Here is a 16832-nt window from a genome sequence, read left to right as displayed (position 1 = left end):
GTTACTCCGCGTCGGGCTGCTTGCCCGGCGCGGCGTCCGCGAAGGCCGGCAGTTCGCGGCATGCGGCATCGATCCGCACCACATTGGGCATCGCGGACAGGTCACACTCGAAGCGCTGCGCGTTGGCCACTTGCGGCACCAGGCACAGGTCGGCCATGGTCGGCGTGTCGCCGTGGCAGAAGCGGCCCGTGGCGCCCGACCGAGCCAATTGCGCCTCCAGGGCTTCCAGCCCCTGATGCACCCAATGCTTGTACCAGGCGTTCTTGGCGGCTTCGTCCACGCCCAGCGTGTGCTTCAGGTATTTCAGCACGCGCAGGTTGTTCAGCGGATGCGTGTCGCAGGCGATGCCAAGCGCCAGATCGCGCACGCGGGCCCGGCCAATGGCGTCGGCCGGCAGCAGCGGCGGTTGGGGGTGCGTTTCTTCCAGGTACTCGATGATGGCGAGCGATTGCCCGATGACAGCGTCGCCATCGATCAGCGTGGGCACCAACGCCGTCGGGTTCGTCTTGCGATACCCCTCCGACAGTTGCTGCCCGCCATCCTTCAGCAGATGCACCGGCAGGTATTCGTAAGACAAGCCCTTCAGGTTCAGGGCGATGCGCACGCGGTATGCGGCCGAGCTGCGGAAATAGCTATACAACTGCATGAGGTCTCCTTGGTGTTCTTCCAGCGCTGCGGGCGCCTGTATTTTCAGAGAGCGCAATCTCGCGCTATTCCAGCGACTCCGTCTGCGCGGCCTTGCGCGACAAGCCCTTGGGAAGCGGGAACGCCACGTTCTCTTCCAGGCCCGGCATCGTGCGCACGGATACCGCGCCCAACTCCTTGACCCGGTCGATCACCTGCTGCACCAGCACTTCGGGGGCGGAAGCGCCCGCGGTCACGCCGATACGCTTGCGATCAACCAGCCACGCCGGGTCAATGGAGTCCGCGCCATCGATCAGGTAGGACGCCACGCCCTTGCGCTCGGCCACTTCGCGCAACCGGTTGGAATTCGAGCTATTGGGGCTGCCCACGACCAACACCAGATCGCAGTCGGGCGCCATCACCTTGACCGCGTCCTGGCGGTTCTGGGTGGCATAGCAAATATCGCTTTTCTTGGGTTCGATGATCGAGGGGAAGCGCGCCTTCAGCGCCTTGGACACCGCCGCTGCATCATCCACCGACAAGGTCGTCTGCGTGACGTAGGCCAGATTTTCCGGGTTGACTACGTCGAGCCCGGCAACGTCCTCCACGGTCTCGACCAAGTACATACCGCCTTGCGCCTGGCCGAGCGTGCCCTCGACCTCGGGATGGCCCTTGTGGCCGATCATGATGATCTCGCGGCCGGCGGCGCGCATGCGGGCCACTTCAATATGGACCTTGGTGACCAGCGGGCAGGTGGCGTCGAACACTTGCAAGCCGCGGGACTCCGCTTCCGCGCGCACCGCCTTGGACACGCCATGCGCCGAAAACACGACGATCGAGCCGGCGGGCGCATCGTCAAGTTCGTCGATGAAGATCGCGCCCTTGGCGCGCAGGTCTTCCACCACATAACGGTTGTGGACGATCTCGTGGCGCACGTAGATCGGCGCGCCATGCAGTTCGATCGCGCGTTCGACGATGTCGATGGCGCGGTCCACGCCGGCACAGAAGCCGCGCGGCTGCGCCAGCAGGACTTCAGCGCCCACGGCGGTAACGGCCTTGCTCATGTCAGAGGACTCCCAGCAGCGCCACGTCCACGCGCAAGCTGATGCCCGCAAGCGGGTGGTTGAAGTCGAACAGGGCCGACTCATCGTTGATTTCTTTCAGGACGCCCGAATAGCGGCCGCCGTTGGGCGCGGTGAATTCCACCAGGTCGCCCGGCTCGAAACCGGCATCCGCGCCCGCGTGTTCGGCCAGCATCGTGCGCGTGACGCGCTGGATCAGTTCCGGATTGCGGTCGCCATAGGCATCGGCCGGCTCCAGCGTGACGCTGAACCGCTCACCTTCCGCATGGCCGATCAGCGCGGCCTCCAGGCCGGGCGCCCACTGGCCGCCGCCCATTTGCAGCGTGCCGGGACGGCCGTCGAAGGTATCGGCGAACACCGAGTCCTTGCCCGGGCCGGAAGCCAGCGTGATCCGGTAGTGCAGCGTTAGGTAGGAATCCTGACGGACAAAAACGTTCACTTCGTTAGAGGCGATGCTCAAGATCTGCCACCGTATAGATATTGGATAAACCTTGATTTTAGAGCCTCTTATGAAATTGTCTGTGCGGCTGTCAAAACACGAGCGTCCCCGAGAGCGGCTGCTGCGCCACGGAGCCAGCGCGCTCCAGGATGCGGAACTGCTTGCCATCGCCTTGCGCACCGGCATTCCCGGGCTGAACGTGATGGACTTGTCCTACCGCCTGCTGGAGCGCTTTTCGGGCCTGCGGGGCCTGTTGGGCGCCACACCAGAGGAATTAATGACCGTAGCCGGCCTGGGCGCCGCCAAATCCTGCACGCTTGCCGCCCTGCTGGAGCTGGCGCGCCGGACGATCGAGGAAGACCTGACCCGCAACGACACCCTGCGCCACCCCGGCCAAGTGAAACAATATTGCATGACCGCGCTAGGGCATCGGCGGGTCGAACACTGTATAGCCCTGTACCTGGACAACCAGTTACGCGTCATCGCCACCGGCGAACTGGCGCGCGGCACGCTCTCCCAGGCCTCGGTCTACCCGCGCGAGGTTGTCCGGGAAGCCCTGCGCCACCATGCAGCGGCCCTGATCGTGGCCCATAACCACCCTTCGGGCCTGGCCGAAGCCAGCGCCGCCGACCGCGGCTTCACGTCGCAACTGAAACAAGCCCTGGCGCTGGTGGACATCAAACTGCTGGACCACCTGATCGTCGCGGGCTCGACGGTCGTCTCCATGGCTGAACTGGGCGACCTGTAGCCACAGCGCGGCATGCCGGAATTCGTTAGACTACCGCCCTGAATTGCTTTAGGCTTTAACCTGTTCCGGCCTCATCCGACCGCCCTCCCGCCACCATGAAACGCCTGTGGGATATTTCCCCTCCCGTCTCCACGGCATCGCCTGTCTTTCCCGGCGATACGCCGTACCGCCAGCAATGGAAGTGGTCGCTTACGCCCGGCTGTCCCGTCAATGTCAGTGAAATCACGCTGTCGCCGCACATCGGCGCGCACGCGGATGCCCCGCTGCACTACCAGAATGGCGCCGCCGCCATCGGCGCGGTTTCGCTGGAGCCCTTCCTGGGCCCCTGCCGCGTCATCCACGCCATCGATTGCGGGCCGCTGATCACAACCGATCATCTGGCCCATGCCGCCCTGAACCTGCCGCCCCGCGTGCTGGTGCGCACCGCCAAGCATGCGGCGCAAGACTGGTGGACAGACGATTTCTCCGCCTACGCTCCCCAGACCATCGAATGGCTGGCTGAACGCGGCGTCATGCTGATCGGGCTGGATACCGCCAGCATCGACCCCGCGTCCAGCAAGACCCTGGACAGCCACCACACGATACTGCGGCATGACATGCGAGTACTAGAGAACCTGGTGCTTGATGACGTGCCGGAAGGCGATTACGAGTTGATCGCCCTGCCGTTGGCGCTGGCCCAGGCTGATGCCAGCCCGGTACGCGCCGTCTTGCGCGAACTGTAGGCTGGTCCGCTGGCCATGGGCCGGCCGGCCCCGCCGGCCGGCCATTTTCGACTAGGCACCACCATGAAACCCGTTTCCCCCTGCGCGCCCCATTGGCGCGCGTTGCCCGCATCCGCCCGCCGTGCGGCGCCGCCCTGCCACGGAGGCCAAGCATGAGCTGCCCGCACCGCCCTGAAGATATCGTCCGCGAGGAAAAGGCGCAGCTGGATTTCACGCGCGACATGACCTACGGCGACTACCTGCATCTGGACGAATTGCTGGGGGCGCAGCACCCGCTGTCGCCCGAGCACAACGAGATGCTGTTCATCGTCCAGCACCAGACCAGTGAACTCTGGATGAAGCTGATGCTGCACGAATTGCGCGCCGCCATCGCCAACGTCGCCGCCGACCGGCTGCAGCCCGCCTTCAAGATGCTGGCGCGCGTCAGCAAGATCATGGAGCAGTTGGTCCATGCGTGGGACGTACTGGCCACCATGACGCCCCCCGAATATTCGGCGCTGCGCCCGTACCTGGCCCGCTCCAGCGGTTTCCAGAGCTATCAATACCGCCAGGTGGAATTCCTGTTGGGCAACAAGAACGCGGCGATGCTCAAGCCGCATGCGCACCGCGAAGACCTGCTGGCCCAGGTTCGCACCGCCTACGAGGCGCCGTCGCTGTATGACGAGGCGCTGCGCCTGCTGGCCCGCCACGGGGTGGCCGTGCCAGCCGACCGCCTGGAGCGCGACTGGACCCAGCCCTATGAATCCTCGGCCGGCGTCGAAGCGGCCTGGCTGACTGTCTACCGCGATACCGACCGTTATTGGGACCTGTACCAACTGGGAGAAAAGCTGACGGACCTGGAAGATGCGTTCCGCCTGTGGCGATTCCGCCACGTCACGACCGTTGAGCGGGTCATCGGCTTCAAACGCGGCACCGGCGGCACATCCGGTGTTGATTACCTGCGGCGCATGCTGGATGTGGTGCTGTTTCCCGAGATCTGGAAGCTGCGCACGGAACTCTGAAATCCGTCCCCAATTAATGAAAAGAAGGCGGCGCGGGCCGCGCCCGCCTTCCTTCGCTGGCGCGCCGGGATTTTCCCATGCTAGAATTTGGGGTTACTTTTCGGATACGTGGCTAGCGTTCTTGCGTCAACGTTCCTTGTGAACCCGTTCTTTACGAACTCGTTTCCTGTGAATTGTTTTTCGCGTCCTGGCTGGCGACCCTAACACTTTGAGAAAGACTCTTCACGAGTCCTAGGAAAGCACCATGAAAGAAGGCATTCACCCCGAATACCGCGACGTCGTTTTCGCCGACCTGCAAACGGGCAACAAGTTCATCACCCGTTCGACCGTCCACACGCGCGAAACCGTCGAAATCGACGGCAAGACGTACCCGCTCTTCAAGTGCGACGTGACCTCCGAATCGCACCCGTTCTATACGGGCGCCCAAACGCGTATCGTCGAAACCGGCCGTGTGGAGAAGTTCCGCGCCCGCTTCGCCCGTACGGCTGGCACGGTCAAGTCCGCTTCCTGATCCTGCCGCTCCTGCGGGAGCCGCAGCAAAAAGGCAGCCTCCGGGCTGCTTTTTTTTCCCCCCTAGCCAGCTTGTTACGCGCTGGGGGCTGGCGCAACCCGACCACTCGGTTACATTAACGCCCGTGTCCCCACTTTCTCTTTCCACTCCGGCCCGGCTTACGTCCGTGGCGACCGCAAAGCTCCCCAGACTGATTCTGCTGGGCTTATCGCTGGCCTATATCGTGGCCGGCCTGTTCATGCGCGACCCTTGGAAAACGGACGATGCCGTCGGATTGGCGACCATGATCACGGCGATCCGCGAAGGCGGCATCACCTGGCTGCTGCCGCAAGTGGGGCTTTTGGCGCATGCCGAGGAAGGCCCGCTGATCACCTGGGTGGGCGCCGCCAGCATTTGGCTGTTCGGCCCTTTCGTGGGCGATATCACGGCCGGACGCCTGCCCAACCTGCTGTGGTTCACCATCACCGCGGCCAGCGTCTGGTACGGCACCTATCTGCTGGGCCGCCGCACTGAAGCCCAGCCGCTGGCGCTGCCCTTCGGCGGCGAGCCCGCCCCCCGCGACTACGGACGCATGCTGGCGGACGCGGCCCTGCTGCTGCTGTTGGCCACGGTGGGCATCCTGCAACGCACCCACGAAACCACTGTCGTGCCCGCCATCATGGCGTGCCAGGCGCTGGCGTTCTATTCGCTGGCCCGTAGCGTCGATCGCCCCGTGACCGGCACGACCACGCTGGGGATTGCCCTGGCGGCCAGCTTCCTGACCCGCGGCTGGGTCGGCGCCTTGCCCATCATGATCGGCGCGCTGCTGGCGTTCTACCCGCGCAGCCAACTCTGGAAGTGCAAGCGGTGGCTGCCTTGGGCAGTGCTGGTGACCGTTGCACTGATTCTGGCCTGGTGGATCCCGGCCAGTGAACGCAGCGAATACTGGATCCGCAACTGGAAGACCTGGAACCTGGCCTCGTTCGCATGGCCGTCCTGGCACGACATGGGCCGCACGCTGCGCGACCTGCCGTGGTACTTGTGGCCGACCTGGCCGCTGGCGCTGCTGGCGGTGTGGCGGTGGCGCGCCTGGATCTATGCGCCCCACATCTGGCTGCCGCTGATGCTGCTGGCGTGCTCCGCCCTGGTCTTGTTCGGCCTGGATGAAGCCACCGATTCCGAATATGTGATGCTGGTGGTGCCTTGCGCCGTGCTGGGCGCGTTCTCGCTGCCCACCTTGCGCCGCGGCGTCGTCAACACGCTGGACTGGTTTGCCGTCATGTGCTTTTCGCTGACGGCCGCCACCGCCTGGTTGGGCTGGGTGGCGCTGCACTTCAAATGGCCGGCCCAGATATCGCGCAACATCGCCCGCCAGACCACGGGCTATGAACCCGTCATTTCCTGGACCGCGTTTACGCTGGCGGTCATCTTCACCGTGGCCTGGATTGCGCTGGTCGTCTGGCGACTGCGCGTGCGTCCGCAGGCCTTGTGGCGCGGCACCGTGCTGTCGGCCGGCGGCTTGACCGTGACGTGGATCTTGCTGGTGCTGCTGTGGCAGCCCGCCGTCGACTACGCCCGCAGCTACCGCACCGTCTCGGGGCAACTGGCCCAGGCGCTGGAGCAGAACGTGCGGCCGGGCGAATGCGTCCGTGGCCTGAGCCTGGGCAGCGGCCAGCGCGCATCGTTCCTGATCTTCAACAACCTGACTTTCACGTTCGACGCGAAGTGCACGCTGATCCTGCAACAGACCAGCAACCAAAGCCTGCGCGACAACACCGCCGCCTATAGCGATGGCGCCGACGTGTTGTGGCAGGGCGGCCGCCGGGCCGATCGGCAGGAAGTGTTCCGCCTGCTTCGGGTCGGCGCCAACCGATGAGTTCGGTGAACGCGGCGCCGATATCGTTCGGCGCCACCCTGCGCGGCATCGCCAAGCAGGCCTGGCCCGTGCTGATCAGCCAATGGGCCGGGATCTCGTTCGGCGTGCTGGACACCGCCATGACGGGCCATTCCAGCGCCAGCGATCTGGCCGCGATGGCGCTGTCCGCCTCGATCTACATCACCGTTTTCGTCGGCTTGATGGGCGTGGTCCACGCCCTGATCCCCATCCTGGCCCAACACTACGGCGCCGGCAACAACCTGGAAGTCGGCCGCAGCTGGGGCCAGGGCGTCTGGCTGGCGTTGGGCCTGTCGGCGGTGGGCGCAATCCTGATGCTGTTCCCGGACGTCTGGCTGTCGATGTCCGGCGAGGTGGCTCCCGCGGTACGCGAACGGATCGGATCCTATCTGCAGGCGTTGGTGCTTGCGCTGCCCGCCGCGCTGGTGTTCCGCACGATCTATGCGCTGGGCACCTCGGTGTCGCGCCCCAAGCTCGTCATGGCCATCAACTTGTCGGCCATCGGCTTCAAGGCGTTATTCAATTGGATATTCATTTACGGCAAGCTGGGCCTGCCGGCCATGGGCGCCACCGGCGCCGGCCTGGCGACCGCCTTGGTGTCGTGGATGAGCCTGGGGTTGGGCCTGTGGGTGATTACCCATGACCGCTTCTACCGCCGCTTCCAGCTGCGGGTTGGCAAGCCCGACTGGAAGACGCTGAAGGAACTGTTGCGGCTGGGCATCCCGATGGGCGGCTCGTACCTGGTGGAAGTGTCGGCCTTCACGTTCATGGCTTTGCTGGTCGCGCGCGAAGGCACCTACGTGACAGGCGGGCACCAGATCATGTCGAACCTGGCTGCGCTGTGCTACATGATGCCGATGGCGCTGGGCGTGGCCACCGCCGCGTTGACGGCCCAGGCGATCGGCGCGGGCAACCTGGCCCATGCGCACCGCACCGGCATGGCCGGGCTGGCGCTGGGACTGATCGGGGCACTGCTGACGTCGGCGGTGCTACTGGCCGGCCGGCCGCTTATCCTGGCCGCCTATACCGACGACGCCGGCGTGGCAGCGGTCGCGACAACCCTGTTGGCGGTGCTGCCGCTGTTCCATCTGTTCGATTCGATGCAGTGCATTAACTCCTACCTGTTGCGCGCCTACAAGGTCGCGGTGGTGCCGCTGCTGTTGCAGGTGGTGGCGCTGGCAGGCGTTGGCCTGGTGGGCGGCTGGTGGTTCGGCTTTGGCCCGGGCAAAGGCGGACTGGACCCTATCCGCAACGTCCTGGTGCCGGGTTCGCCCGTTGGGGCGGGCAGCATGTGGCTGATGGCCATGGTCGGCCTGGCCCTGTCCGCCGCCCTGCTGCACTTCTGGTATCGCCGGATCGTGCGGACGCTGGCCTAGCAGTCAACGCAGCGGCCGAATGAAAAAATGGCAGCCCGAAGGCTGCCATTTTTTTCGGCCGGGGCTTACCCTTTGGGCCTTTTATCGATCACGCGGCGCGCTTTACCCGTCAAGGTGCGTTCCACATGTCCGGCATCCGACACCTGGATGCGCGCGCTGACGCCGATGTGCGTTTTCACGGCATGCTGCAGTTGCTTGCCCAGGTCGTTGCGCTCGGCGTCCGACAGGTTTGAAAACTCGGCCCGAACCTCGGTCAGGATTTCCAGCTCGTCCATATTGCCGCTGCGCGACAGCACCAACTGATAGTGCGGCGCCAACTGGGCGATCTTCAGCACCAGTTCCTCGACCTGCGTCGGGAACATGTTCACGCCCCGCACGATCAGCATATCGTCGCTGCGGCCGGTGATCTTGCCGATGCGGCGCATGCTGCGCGCGGTGGGCGGCAACAGCCGGGTCAGGTCGCGCGTACGGTAGCGGATGATGGGCATCGCTTCCTTGGTCAACGACGTGAACACCAGTTCGCCGGGCTCGCCGTCGGCCACGGGTTCGCCCGTATCCGGATTGATGATCTCGGCGTAGAAGTGGTCTTCCCAGACCACGGGGCCGTCTTTGGTCTCGACGCATTCGCTGGCCACGCCCGGCCCCATCACTTCGGACAAGCCATAGATGTCCACCGCGTCGATGCCGGCTTCGGTCTCGATATCGGCACGCATCTGGCCGGTCCAGGGCTCGGCGCCGAAGATGCCGATGCGCAGCGAACTTTGACGCGGATCAATGCCCTGGCGACGCTGCTCTTCCAGAATATTGCAGAAATAGGAGGGCGTGACCATGATGATGTCCGGACGGAAATCGCTGATCAGCTGCACCTGCTTTTCGGTCTGCCCGCCCGACATCGGGATGACCGTGCACCCCAGGCGTTCGGCACCGTAATGCGCACCCAGGCCGCCCGTGAACAAGCCGTAGCCGTAGGCCACATGCACCGTGTCGCCCGGCTTGCCGCCGGCCGCGCGGATGGAACGCGCCACCAGGTTTGCCCAGTTGTCCAGGTCGCCCTTGGTGTAGCCCACCACCGTTGGCTTGCCCGTCGTGCCGCTGGACGCGTGAATACGCGAGATCCGCTCACGCGGCACGGCGAACATACCGAAGGGATAGTTCTCGCGCAGTTCTTTCTTGGTCGTGAACGGAAACTTCGCAATGTCGGACAGCTGCTTCAAATCGTCCGGATGCACCCCTGCTTCGTTGAACGCCTTCTTGTAGTGCGGGACATTTTCGTAGGCGTGCTTCAGCGTCCACTTAAGACGTTCCAGCTGCAACGCGCGAAGCTCATCCTCGCTGGCATGCTCGATGGGGTCCAGCCCCGGCTTGCTCATGGTGTTGGACATGGTTATCTCTCTCCTGAAATTCTCTCTGCGCCGGCTCGGGCGGCCTTATCTTTGGCGGATTGCGTTACGCGTCGGCGGGAACACCGACGATCTGGCCTTTGATGCGATACGAACGCCCGCGGAACAGCGCGACGTTGCGGCCTTCTTGATTGGTCACGGTCACGTCGTAGACGCCCGTGCGCCCCGCCAGCGACCGCTCCTGGGCCACGGCGGTCAGCACGTCGCCCTCGAAACCGGGCGCCAGGTAATCAATGGTGCAGCCGGACGCCACCGTGCTGACGTTGCGTGAATTGCAGGAAAACGCGAAGGCGCTATCGGCCAGGGCGAAGATGAAACCGCCGTGGCAGGTCTTGTGCCCATTCAGCATGTCGGCGCGCACGCGCATGGTCAGGCGCGCATAACCTGGCGCCATTTCTTCGACCTTCATGTCCAGGCCTTGCGAGGCCGCATCGCCTGCGTACATCACGGTGCCGACGGCCTGCGCCAACTCCTGGGGATCCGCCGGGACTTCAACTGCGGGAACGTGCACGTTCATCATTGCCCCTTGAATTGCGGTTCGCGCTTGCCCAGGAACGCGGCAACGCCTTCGGCGTAATCGGCGCTGCGGCCCAGTTCACGCATCATGTCGCGCTCCAGGTCCAACTGCGTGGACAGGTCGTTGCCCAGGCTGGCCTGCATGGCCCGCTTGGTGAACGCCAAGCCCTTCGTGGGCGCGGTGGAGAAATGCTTGGCCAGGCGGTCCAGCGTGGCGTCGAACTCGTCGTCCTCCACGCATTGCCAGATCAGGCCCCATGCTTCCGCCTGCCTGGCGCTGAGCTTGTCGCCCAACATCGCCAAGCCCATGGCGCGCGCCCGGCCGACCAGGCGCGGCAGCACGAAGGTGCCGCCGGTGTCGGGAATCAGCCCCAGGCGGCAGAACGACTGGATGAAGTTGGCCGACGCGCGGGCGATGACGATATCGCCCGCGAACGCCAGGTTGGCGCCGGCGCCCGCCGCCACGCCGTTCACCCCTACCACGACGGGCAGGGGCAAGGCGTTCAGGCGGCGCACCAGCGGACCGTAGAACTTGTCGACCGTCTCGCCCAGATCGGGCGGCGTGCCGTCTTCCGCGGGCTTGCGCTCGCTTAAATCCTGCCCCGCGCAAAAGCCGCGCCCCGCACCGGTCAGGACCAGCACGCGCGCGCCTTCGGTTTCAACGCGCGTCAACGCGTCGGCCACTTCGCCATGCATGTTGGCGGTAAAGCTGTTCAGCTTGTCCGGGCGGTTCAGCGTCAGGCGCGCGATACCGTTGGACAGATCGAATTGGATGTCTTGGTAGCTCATGTCAGTTATCCATTGCGGGCACGCTACTGGCATTAAAGGTAATCGGTAACCCCCTATCCGGGCCGCGCGGAGCCGGCTTTGCCGGGCCGCAGCGGCGCCCCTCGAGGGGGAAGCGCGTAGCGCTTCGGGGGGCTAGATATGACGGCGGGTTTGCACCACGCGGAAGCGGTTCGACACGAACGCCGTGTCGGACAGCGCCGCATTGGCGGCCGGGTTGGCGCCCGTACCGTGGAAGTCGCTGAAGGCCGCGGTCTGGTTCACGAACACCGCGCCCGTCAAGTTCAGCGACAGCGACACGCCGGACACTTCCGCCGCGTCCTGCACCTGGTCAGCCACCTGCGCGTCCGTCGTGTAGGCGGACAGCGACAAGGCGCCGTGCTGGACGACACTGTCGCGCGCCAGCTGGATGCTGTGCGCCGTGGAATCGGTGGCCACCACGAAAGCGATGGGGCCGAACCATTCCTGGCTGATGGCGGCATTGCCCGCTTCCGTGCGCAGCAGCAGCGGCGTGCGCACGCGGGCGTTTTCGAACTGCGGATGCGTCAGCGTCTTGCTGTCGGCCACGACCGGCAGGCCCAGGGCGCGGGCGCGTTCGATGCGTTCGACGATGCCTTCGTTCTGGATCGCGCCCGTCAGTTCGACCGCGCGCGCGGCGTCCGCGCTGACCTTCTCCAAGGCCACGCCCAGTGCCGCGGCGACATCGTCGAAGCCGACGCGGCCTTCCGGCGTATTGATACCGTCGCGCGGCACGTAGATGTTCTGCGGCGCCGTGCACATCTGGCCCGAATACAGAGCCAGCGAGAACGCCAGATTGCGCGCCACGCCCTTCAGGTCGTCCGTGGAATCGATGATGACCTGGTTGACGCCGGCCTTCTCGGTATAGACCAGCGCCTGGCGGGCGTTGTTTTCCAGCCAGTCGCCATTGGCGGTGCTGCCCGTGAAGTCGACGATCTTGACCGCCGGGTCCAGCGCCAGCTTCTGCGCGGTGTCGTCGCCGGCTTCGTGCGCGGCCAGCAACACGACGTCGGGATCGAAGCCCGCTTCCTGCAGCACTTCGCGCGCCACCTTGACCGTGATGGCCAGCGGCAGGATCGCGCCCGGATGCGGCTTCACGATGACGGTGTTGCCGGTGGCCAGGCTGGCGAACATGCCGGGGTAGCCGTTCCAGGTCGGGAAGGTCGAGCAGCCGATCACCAGCGCGACGCCACGCGGCACCACGGTGAACTGCTTTTCCATGCGGATCGGGTCGTTCTTGCCCTGCGGCTTTTCCCAGATCGACACGCCCGGGATACGCGACATTTCCTGCCAGGCGTAGGTCACGGCCTCGAAGCCGCGGTCCTGCGCGTGCGGGCCGCCGGCCTGGAAGGCCATCATGAAGCCCTGGCCGGTGGTGTGCTGGACCGCGTAGGCGATCTCGAAGCTGAGCTTGTTCAGCCGGGCCAGGATTTCAAGCGACACGCCCGTCCATGCCTGCGGGCCGGCGCGACGCCAGTCTTCCAGGGCGCGCTTGGAGGCGGCGATCAGCTTGTCCACGGGCACGTGCGGATACGTGATGCCCAGGTCGAAACCGTAGGGCGATTTCTCGCCGCCCACGGTGCCGTCGGCATCATGCAGGTTCAACGGAAACGGCTTGCCCTGCAGCGCTTCGAAAGCCGCGCGGCCGTCGTCATTGGCCGTTTCGCCATAGTTGCGGGGGCTGGGCGATTCGGCAAACGGGCTCCAGTAGCCGCGCAGCGCGGCGGCGGCCACGGATTGTTCCAGCAGGGGCTGATGGCGTTCGAAGAATTTCTGGGACACTGTGTCTCTCCAATGAATTAGGGATGTCTGTCTGGCGCGCGTCGGATCAGGTTTCCTGGTCGAAGTCGATGACCAGGCGGTCGCTGACCGGAAAGCTCTGGCAGCTCAGGACAAAACCGCGCGCCACTTCGTAGTCTTCCAGGGCGAAGTTGGCATCCATGTCCACCTCGCCTTCGACCACTTTGCAACGGCAGGTGGAACACACCCCGCCCTTGCACGAATACGGCAACTCGATCCCTTGCGCCAGCGCCGAGTCCAGCACGCTGTCTTTATTCTTTTCAATGACGAACTTGCGGCTATGGCCGTCCTGCACCACGGTGACTTCGCACTGGCCCTTGCCGGGCGCCTGGCGGGCGTCGTGGCCGGTGCGTAGCGCACGCGGCCCCTTGGGCGCGCCGAACAGCTCGAACTTGATGTTCGACTTCGGAATGCCGCGGGCCTGCAACCGCTCGACCACGCTTTCCGTCATGGTCTGCGGACCACAGACAAAAGCGTAATCGATATCCTCGGGGCTCATCCAGGCCGACATCAGCTGGTCGACCTTGTCGCCGTCCAGACGGCCGTTGAACAGCTCAATGTCCTGGGACTCGCGGCTCATGACGTAGACCAGCGAAAAGCGGTCCATGTACAGATTCTTCAGGTCTTCGATTTCTTCGCGGAAAAGCACCGCCGACGACGCGCGGTTGCCGAAAAACAGCGTGAACTTGCTGCCTGGTTCGGTGGACAGCGCCGTCTTGACCAGCGAGAACACCGGCGTGATGCCGCTGCCCACGGCGAAGGCCACGTAGTGACGCTTGTTTTCGGGAGAAAAATCGACCGTGAAGTTGCCCGCCGGCGCCATGACTTCCAGCGTCTGGCCGGGTTGCAGCTCTTGGTTGGCCCAGCTGGAGAACGTGCCTTCGTCCACCTTCTTGATCGCCACGCGCAGCAGCTTGTCGTGCGGCGCGGAACAGATCGAGTACGAACGGCGCAGCTCTTCGCCGTTCAATTGCGTGCGCAGCGTCAGGTACTGGCCAGGCAGGAACGCGAATTCCTCGGTCAGCGTGTCGGGCAGATCGAAGGTCACGACGACGGCATCGCGCGTATTGCGCGCCACCGAAGCCACCGTCAACGAATGAAATTGATTCTGGCTCATCTCGAAACCGCTCTCAGTGAGTCTTGAAATAATCGAAGGGTTCGCGGCAAGCGACGCAACGGTACAGCGCCTTGCATGACGTGGACCCGAAGTTGCTGACCATCCGCGTGTCGCGTGAACCGCAGCGCGGGCAGGCGATGGCTGGGGCGGCGGTGCGGCGGCTGATACCCGAGATGTCGATCGCGCGTTCAGCGGGCGCGGCGATACCGTAGCCCTTGAGCGCTTCGCGCCCTTTCTCGCTCATCCAGTCGGTCGTCCAGGCAGGCGCCAGACGGGTTTCGACACGGACCTCGTCGATGCCGTGGCGGGCCAGCGTCTGCTGGATGTCCTGCGTGATCTCGCGCATGGCCGGGCAGCCGGAGTACGTGGGCGTGATGACGACGACACAGGCATCGCCGTCCCAGGACACGTCCCGCACCACGCCCAGGTCCACCACGGACAGCACGGGGATCTCCGGATCGGGGACCTCCTGCAGCCAGGCGTAGACCTGGTCGGCGGAAATGGGCGCCAGCGCGTTCACCACGTGGCTCCCGGATAAGCGCGCGGCAGGTACTGCATTTCCGCCAGCACGTAGCCCAGTTCTTCGGTGTGCCTGCCCTGGCGTCCGCCACGGTAGGCCAGGTGGTTGGCGGCGGTTTCGTCCGGCACGGTCAGCGTGGCTTCTTCCAGCACTTCGCGCACATGGGCCAGCCACGGCTGGCGCAAGGCGGCCAGCTCGCAACCGATGCCACGGGCGGCCAGATTCTGGTCCACGGCGTCGTCGGCGAACAATTCGCCGGTGAAGCGCCAGGCGTCGTCGATGGCCGCCTGCATCTTGGCGTGGCTTTCCGCCGTGCCGTCGCCCAGGCGGACCACCATGTCCGACGAGCGGCGCACGTGGTAAGTCACTTCCTTGATCGATTTGGCGGCGATGGCGGCCACGCGCTCGTCCGAGGATTGCTCCAGCCGCTGCAGCAGGAAGTAATGCCACACATCGAACAGGAACTGGCGCGCCATGGTGTCGGCGTAGTTACCGTTGGCGCGTTCCACCAGCAGCGCGTTGTGGAACTGGTGCGCGTCGCGGTGGTAGGCCAGCGCGTCTTCGTCGCGGCCTGCGCCTTCGACTTCACCGGCCAGCGTCAGCCACATGCGGGCCTGGCCCAGCAGGTCCAGCGCGGTGTTGGTCAGGGCCAGGTCTTCTTCCAGGATGGGGCCGTGGCCCGTCCAGGCGCCCAGGCGCTGCGACAGGATCAGCGACGTATCGCCCAGCCGCAACAGGTATTCAAACAGAGTCTTGTCCATGTCTGCCCGCCGCCTCACATGTGCTTGATTTCTTCGGGCATCGGGAAAAACGTGGGATGCCGGTAGACCTTGCTGTTGGCCGGTTCGAACAGGGGTTCTTTGTCGCCGGGGCTGCTGGCCGAGATGTCGGAGGCGCGCACGACCCAGATGCTCAGGCCTTCGTTGCGGCGGGTATAGACGTCGCGGGCGTGGTTGATCGCCATTTCAGCATCGGACGCGTGCAGGCTGCCGACGTGCTTATGCGCCAGGCCGTGCTGGCTGCGGATGAACACTTCCCACAAGGGCCAGTCTTTGCTCATGATGGATATCCTTGGAATGCCGGGCGCGCGCCGCGCGCACCGGTCTACGATGATGATGGGATGGAGAATGCGGCCGGGTGCGGCTCAGGCGGCTTTGCGCTGGGCCTGCTTGTCGGCGTAGGCCACCAGGGCGTCGCGCACCCAGGCGCCGTCCTCGTGCGCCTTGACGCGCGCAGCCAGGCGTTCCCGGTTGCAGGGGCCGTTGCCCTTGAGCACCGCGTAGAACTCGCTCCAGTCGATCTCGCCGAAATCGTAGTGGCCGCGCTCGGCGTTCCATTTCAGATCCGGATCCGGCACGGTCAGGCCCAGGTATTCGGCCTGGGGCACGGTCTGGTCGACCATCTTCTGGCGCAGTTCGTCGTTGGAGAACAGCTTGATCTTCCACGCCATGGACTGGGCGCTGTTGGGCGAGTCGGCATCGGACGGGCCGAACATCATCAGTGCGGGCCACCACCAGCGGTTCAGGGAATCCTGCACCATCGCTTTCTGTTCGGGCGTGCCATGCAGGCACATCTGCATCAACAGGTCGTAGCCCTGGCGCTGGTGGAAGGACTCTTCCTTACAGACACGCACCATGGCCCGCGCGTATGGGCCGTATGAACAGCGGCACAGCGGGATCTGGTTGATGATGGCCGAGCCGTCGACCAGCCAGCCGATCATGCCGATGTCAGCCCAGCTGAGCGTGGGGTAGTTGAAGATGCTGGAGTACTTGGCGCGGCCGGCATGCAGGTCGTCGATCAGCTCGTCGCGCGACACGCCCAGCGTTTCGGCGGCGCTGTACAGGTACAGCCCGTGGCCGGCTTCGTCCTGCACCTTGGCCAGCAGGATCGCCTTGCGCTTGAGGGACGGCGCGCGGGTGATCCAGTTGCCTTCCGGCAGCATCCCCACGATTTCCGAATGCGCGTGCTGCGAGATCTGGCGAACCAGCGTCTTGCGGTAGGCGTCCGGCATCCAGTCCTTGGCCTCGATGCGCACGCCGTCGTCAATGCGGCGCTGGAACGTCTGGTCGCGGCCTTCAAGCTGGTCGGCGGTCTTGACCTGCTTGACGCCGGTTTCGACGAGTTGAGCGTACATGTTTTGTCTCCTAGAGACGGTTTGCGAAAACGCAAAGCAAACGTTCCGCAGTGCCGTCATGTCATAGGCGGATTATTTAATACAAAAAAATCATTGTCAAACTCAAATCTGTATCACATTGGATTTATGTATCATATTGCGGATCCCGATATCGGCCGCTTGCGG

The 16832-nt window shown here is 64.8% G+C and carries 18 protein-coding genes; 6 read left to right on the top strand and 12 right to left on the bottom strand.

Features of this window, described 5'->3' with window-relative positions; translation table 11 throughout:
• Nucleotide 1 precedes the first annotated feature (1 nt).
• The 3 genes from maiA to ACI0FO_RS03670 all read right to left on the bottom strand — a co-directional run bounded on the left by maiA (nucleotide 2) and on the right by ACI0FO_RS03670 (nucleotide 2166).
• The gene (gene maiA / locus ACI0FO_RS03680; protein ID WP_416024192.1) at nucleotides 2-646 is read right to left on the bottom strand and encodes a maleylacetoacetate isomerase; all 645 of its coding nucleotides are present in this window, start codon (nucleotides 644-646) and stop codon (nucleotides 2-4) included.
• A gap of 64 nt (nucleotides 647-710) precedes the next feature.
• Nucleotides 711-1688, bottom strand: coding sequence for a 4-hydroxy-3-methylbut-2-enyl diphosphate reductase (ispH, locus tag ACI0FO_RS03675; protein WP_416024190.1), 978 nt, complete (start codon nucleotides 1686-1688; stop codon nucleotides 711-713).
• A gap of 1 nt (nucleotide 1689) precedes the next feature.
• Entirely contained in the window at nucleotides 1690-2166 is a 477-nt protein-coding gene (locus ACI0FO_RS03670; RefSeq protein ID WP_416024189.1) for an FKBP-type peptidyl-prolyl cis-trans isomerase, read from the bottom strand.
• A gap of 49 nt (nucleotides 2167-2215) precedes the next feature.
• Between ACI0FO_RS03670 and radC the strand changes: the two genes are divergently transcribed.
• The 6 genes from radC to ACI0FO_RS03640 all read left to right on the top strand — a co-directional run bounded on the left by radC (nucleotide 2216) and on the right by ACI0FO_RS03640 (nucleotide 8376).
• On the top strand, nucleotides 2216-2893 hold the full coding sequence (radC, locus tag ACI0FO_RS03665; protein WP_416024188.1) for a RadC family protein: 678 nt from the start codon (nucleotides 2216-2218) through the stop codon (nucleotides 2891-2893).
• 95 nt (nucleotides 2894-2988) lie between these two features.
• Nucleotides 2989-3615: an arylformamidase gene (kynB, locus tag ACI0FO_RS03660; protein ID WP_259251725.1), complete on the top strand. Its 627-nt coding sequence runs from the start codon at nucleotides 2989-2991 to the stop codon at nucleotides 3613-3615.
• A 152-nt stretch (nucleotides 3616-3767) separates the two neighbouring features.
• Nucleotides 3768-4616 carry a tryptophan 2,3-dioxygenase gene (gene kynA, locus ACI0FO_RS03655; RefSeq protein WP_416024185.1) on the top strand — a complete coding sequence of 283 codons (849 nt, stop codon included), beginning with the start codon at nucleotides 3768-3770 and terminating at the stop codon, nucleotides 4614-4616.
• Nucleotides 4617-4860: 244 nt separating this feature from the next.
• Entirely contained in the window at nucleotides 4861-5127 is a 267-nt protein-coding gene (locus ACI0FO_RS03650) for a type B 50S ribosomal protein L31 (RefSeq protein ID WP_006225101.1), read from the top strand.
• Nucleotides 5128-5251: 124 nt separating this feature from the next.
• A complete protein-coding gene (locus ACI0FO_RS03645; RefSeq protein ID WP_416024183.1) occupies nucleotides 5252-6982 on the top strand; it encodes an ArnT family glycosyltransferase in 1731 nt (576 codons plus the stop codon).
• Complete coding sequence (locus ACI0FO_RS03640) at nucleotides 6979-8376, top strand: MATE family efflux transporter (RefSeq protein ID WP_416024181.1); 1398 nt, start codon at nucleotides 6979-6981, stop codon at nucleotides 8374-8376. The genes ACI0FO_RS03645 and ACI0FO_RS03640 overlap by 4 nt, the downstream gene beginning before the upstream one ends.
• Nucleotides 8377-8441: 65 nt before the next feature.
• Here ACI0FO_RS03640 and paaK read toward each other — a convergent pair whose 3' ends face one another.
• From paaK to paaA, 9 genes are all read right to left on the bottom strand, one after another.
• Nucleotides 8442-9758 (bottom strand): phenylacetate--CoA ligase PaaK, encoded by a 1317-nt coding sequence (gene paaK / locus ACI0FO_RS03635; RefSeq protein ID WP_416024180.1) that lies wholly within the window; start codon nucleotides 9756-9758, stop codon nucleotides 8442-8444.
• A 64-nt stretch (nucleotides 9759-9822) separates the two neighbouring features.
• Nucleotides 9823-10293: a hydroxyphenylacetyl-CoA thioesterase PaaI gene (gene paaI, locus ACI0FO_RS03630; RefSeq protein ID WP_416024552.1), complete on the bottom strand. Its 471-nt coding sequence runs from the start codon at nucleotides 10291-10293 to the stop codon at nucleotides 9823-9825.
• Entirely contained in the window at nucleotides 10293-11081 is a 789-nt protein-coding gene (gene paaG, locus ACI0FO_RS03625; protein WP_416024178.1) for a 2-(1,2-epoxy-1,2-dihydrophenyl)acetyl-CoA isomerase PaaG, read from the bottom strand. Before paaG ends, paaI begins: the two co-directional genes overlap by 1 nt.
• A gap of 132 nt (nucleotides 11082-11213) precedes the next feature.
• A complete protein-coding gene (gene paaN / locus ACI0FO_RS03620) occupies nucleotides 11214-12878 on the bottom strand; it encodes a phenylacetic acid degradation protein PaaN (protein ID WP_416024176.1) in 1665 nt (554 codons plus the stop codon).
• A 46-nt stretch (nucleotides 12879-12924) separates the two neighbouring features.
• A complete protein-coding gene (gene paaE, locus ACI0FO_RS03615; RefSeq protein WP_105554936.1) occupies nucleotides 12925-14013 on the bottom strand; it encodes a 1,2-phenylacetyl-CoA epoxidase subunit PaaE in 1089 nt (362 codons plus the stop codon).
• 13 nt (nucleotides 14014-14026) lie between these two features.
• A complete protein-coding gene (gene paaD / locus ACI0FO_RS03610; protein WP_416024173.1) occupies nucleotides 14027-14533 on the bottom strand; it encodes a 1,2-phenylacetyl-CoA epoxidase subunit PaaD in 507 nt (168 codons plus the stop codon).
• The gene (paaC, locus tag ACI0FO_RS03605) at nucleotides 14530-15294 is read right to left on the bottom strand and encodes a 1,2-phenylacetyl-CoA epoxidase subunit PaaC (protein ID WP_416024172.1); all 765 of its coding nucleotides are present in this window, start codon (nucleotides 15292-15294) and stop codon (nucleotides 14530-14532) included. The genes paaD and paaC overlap by 4 nt, the downstream gene beginning before the upstream one ends.
• Nucleotides 15295-15308: 14 nt before the next feature.
• Entirely contained in the window at nucleotides 15309-15593 is a 285-nt protein-coding gene (paaB, locus tag ACI0FO_RS03600) for a 1,2-phenylacetyl-CoA epoxidase subunit PaaB (protein ID WP_006225111.1), read from the bottom strand.
• A gap of 84 nt (nucleotides 15594-15677) precedes the next feature.
• A complete protein-coding gene (gene paaA, locus ACI0FO_RS03595; protein ID WP_105554938.1) occupies nucleotides 15678-16667 on the bottom strand; it encodes a 1,2-phenylacetyl-CoA epoxidase subunit PaaA in 990 nt (329 codons plus the stop codon).
• Between the last annotated feature and the right edge of the window lie 165 nt (nucleotides 16668-16832).

It is taken from the genome of Achromobacter marplatensis (assembly GCF_049060505.1).
In the GTDB taxonomy this organism is placed as follows: Bacteria; Pseudomonadota; Gammaproteobacteria; order Burkholderiales; family Burkholderiaceae_B; genus Achromobacter; species Achromobacter marplatensis_A.
Note: the sequence above shows the minus strand (reverse complement) of the source record. Positions and strands in the feature narration are given on the sequence as shown.

What these genes read in the sequence shown, in the direction of transcription:
- maiA (WP_416024192.1), bottom strand. Translation starts at nt 646, where the DNA reads ATGCAGTTGTATAGCTATTTCCGCAGCTCGGCCGCATACCGCGTGCGC.
- ispH (WP_416024190.1), bottom strand. Translation starts at nt 1,688, where the DNA reads ATGAGCAAGGCCGTTACCGCCGTGGGCGCTGAAGTCCTGCTGGCGCAG.
- ACI0FO_RS03640 (WP_416024181.1), top strand. Translation starts at nt 6,979, where the DNA reads ATGAGTTCGGTGAACGCGGCGCCGATATCGTTCGGCGCCACCCTGCGC.
- paaB (WP_006225111.1), bottom strand. Translation starts at nt 15,593, where the DNA reads ATGAGCAAAGACTGGCCCTTGTGGGAAGTGTTCATCCGCAGCCAGCAC.
- radC (WP_416024188.1), top strand. Translation starts at nt 2,216, where the DNA reads ATGAAATTGTCTGTGCGGCTGTCAAAACACGAGCGTCCCCGAGAGCGG.
- kynB (WP_259251725.1), top strand. Translation starts at nt 2,989, where the DNA reads ATGAAACGCCTGTGGGATATTTCCCCTCCCGTCTCCACGGCATCGCCT.
- paaE (WP_105554936.1), bottom strand. Translation starts at nt 14,013, where the DNA reads ATGAGCCAGAATCAATTTCATTCGTTGACGGTGGCTTCGGTGGCGCGC.
- paaC (WP_416024172.1), bottom strand. Translation starts at nt 15,294, where the DNA reads ATGGACAAGACTCTGTTTGAATACCTGTTGCGGCTGGGCGATACGTCG.
- paaG (WP_416024178.1), bottom strand. Translation starts at nt 11,081, where the DNA reads ATGAGCTACCAAGACATCCAATTCGATCTGTCCAACGGTATCGCGCGC.
- kynA (WP_416024185.1), top strand. Translation starts at nt 3,768, where the DNA reads ATGAGCTGCCCGCACCGCCCTGAAGATATCGTCCGCGAGGAAAAGGCG.
- paaA (WP_105554938.1), bottom strand. Translation starts at nt 16,667, where the DNA reads ATGTACGCTCAACTCGTCGAAACCGGCGTCAAGCAGGTCAAGACCGCC.
- paaI (WP_416024552.1), bottom strand. Translation starts at nt 10,293, where the DNA reads ATGAACGTGCACGTTCCCGCAGTTGAAGTCCCGGCGGATCCCCAGGAG.
- ACI0FO_RS03650 (WP_006225101.1), top strand. Translation starts at nt 4,861, where the DNA reads ATGAAAGAAGGCATTCACCCCGAATACCGCGACGTCGTTTTCGCCGAC.
- paaK (WP_416024180.1), bottom strand. Translation starts at nt 9,758, where the DNA reads ATGTCCAACACCATGAGCAAGCCGGGGCTGGACCCCATCGAGCATGCC.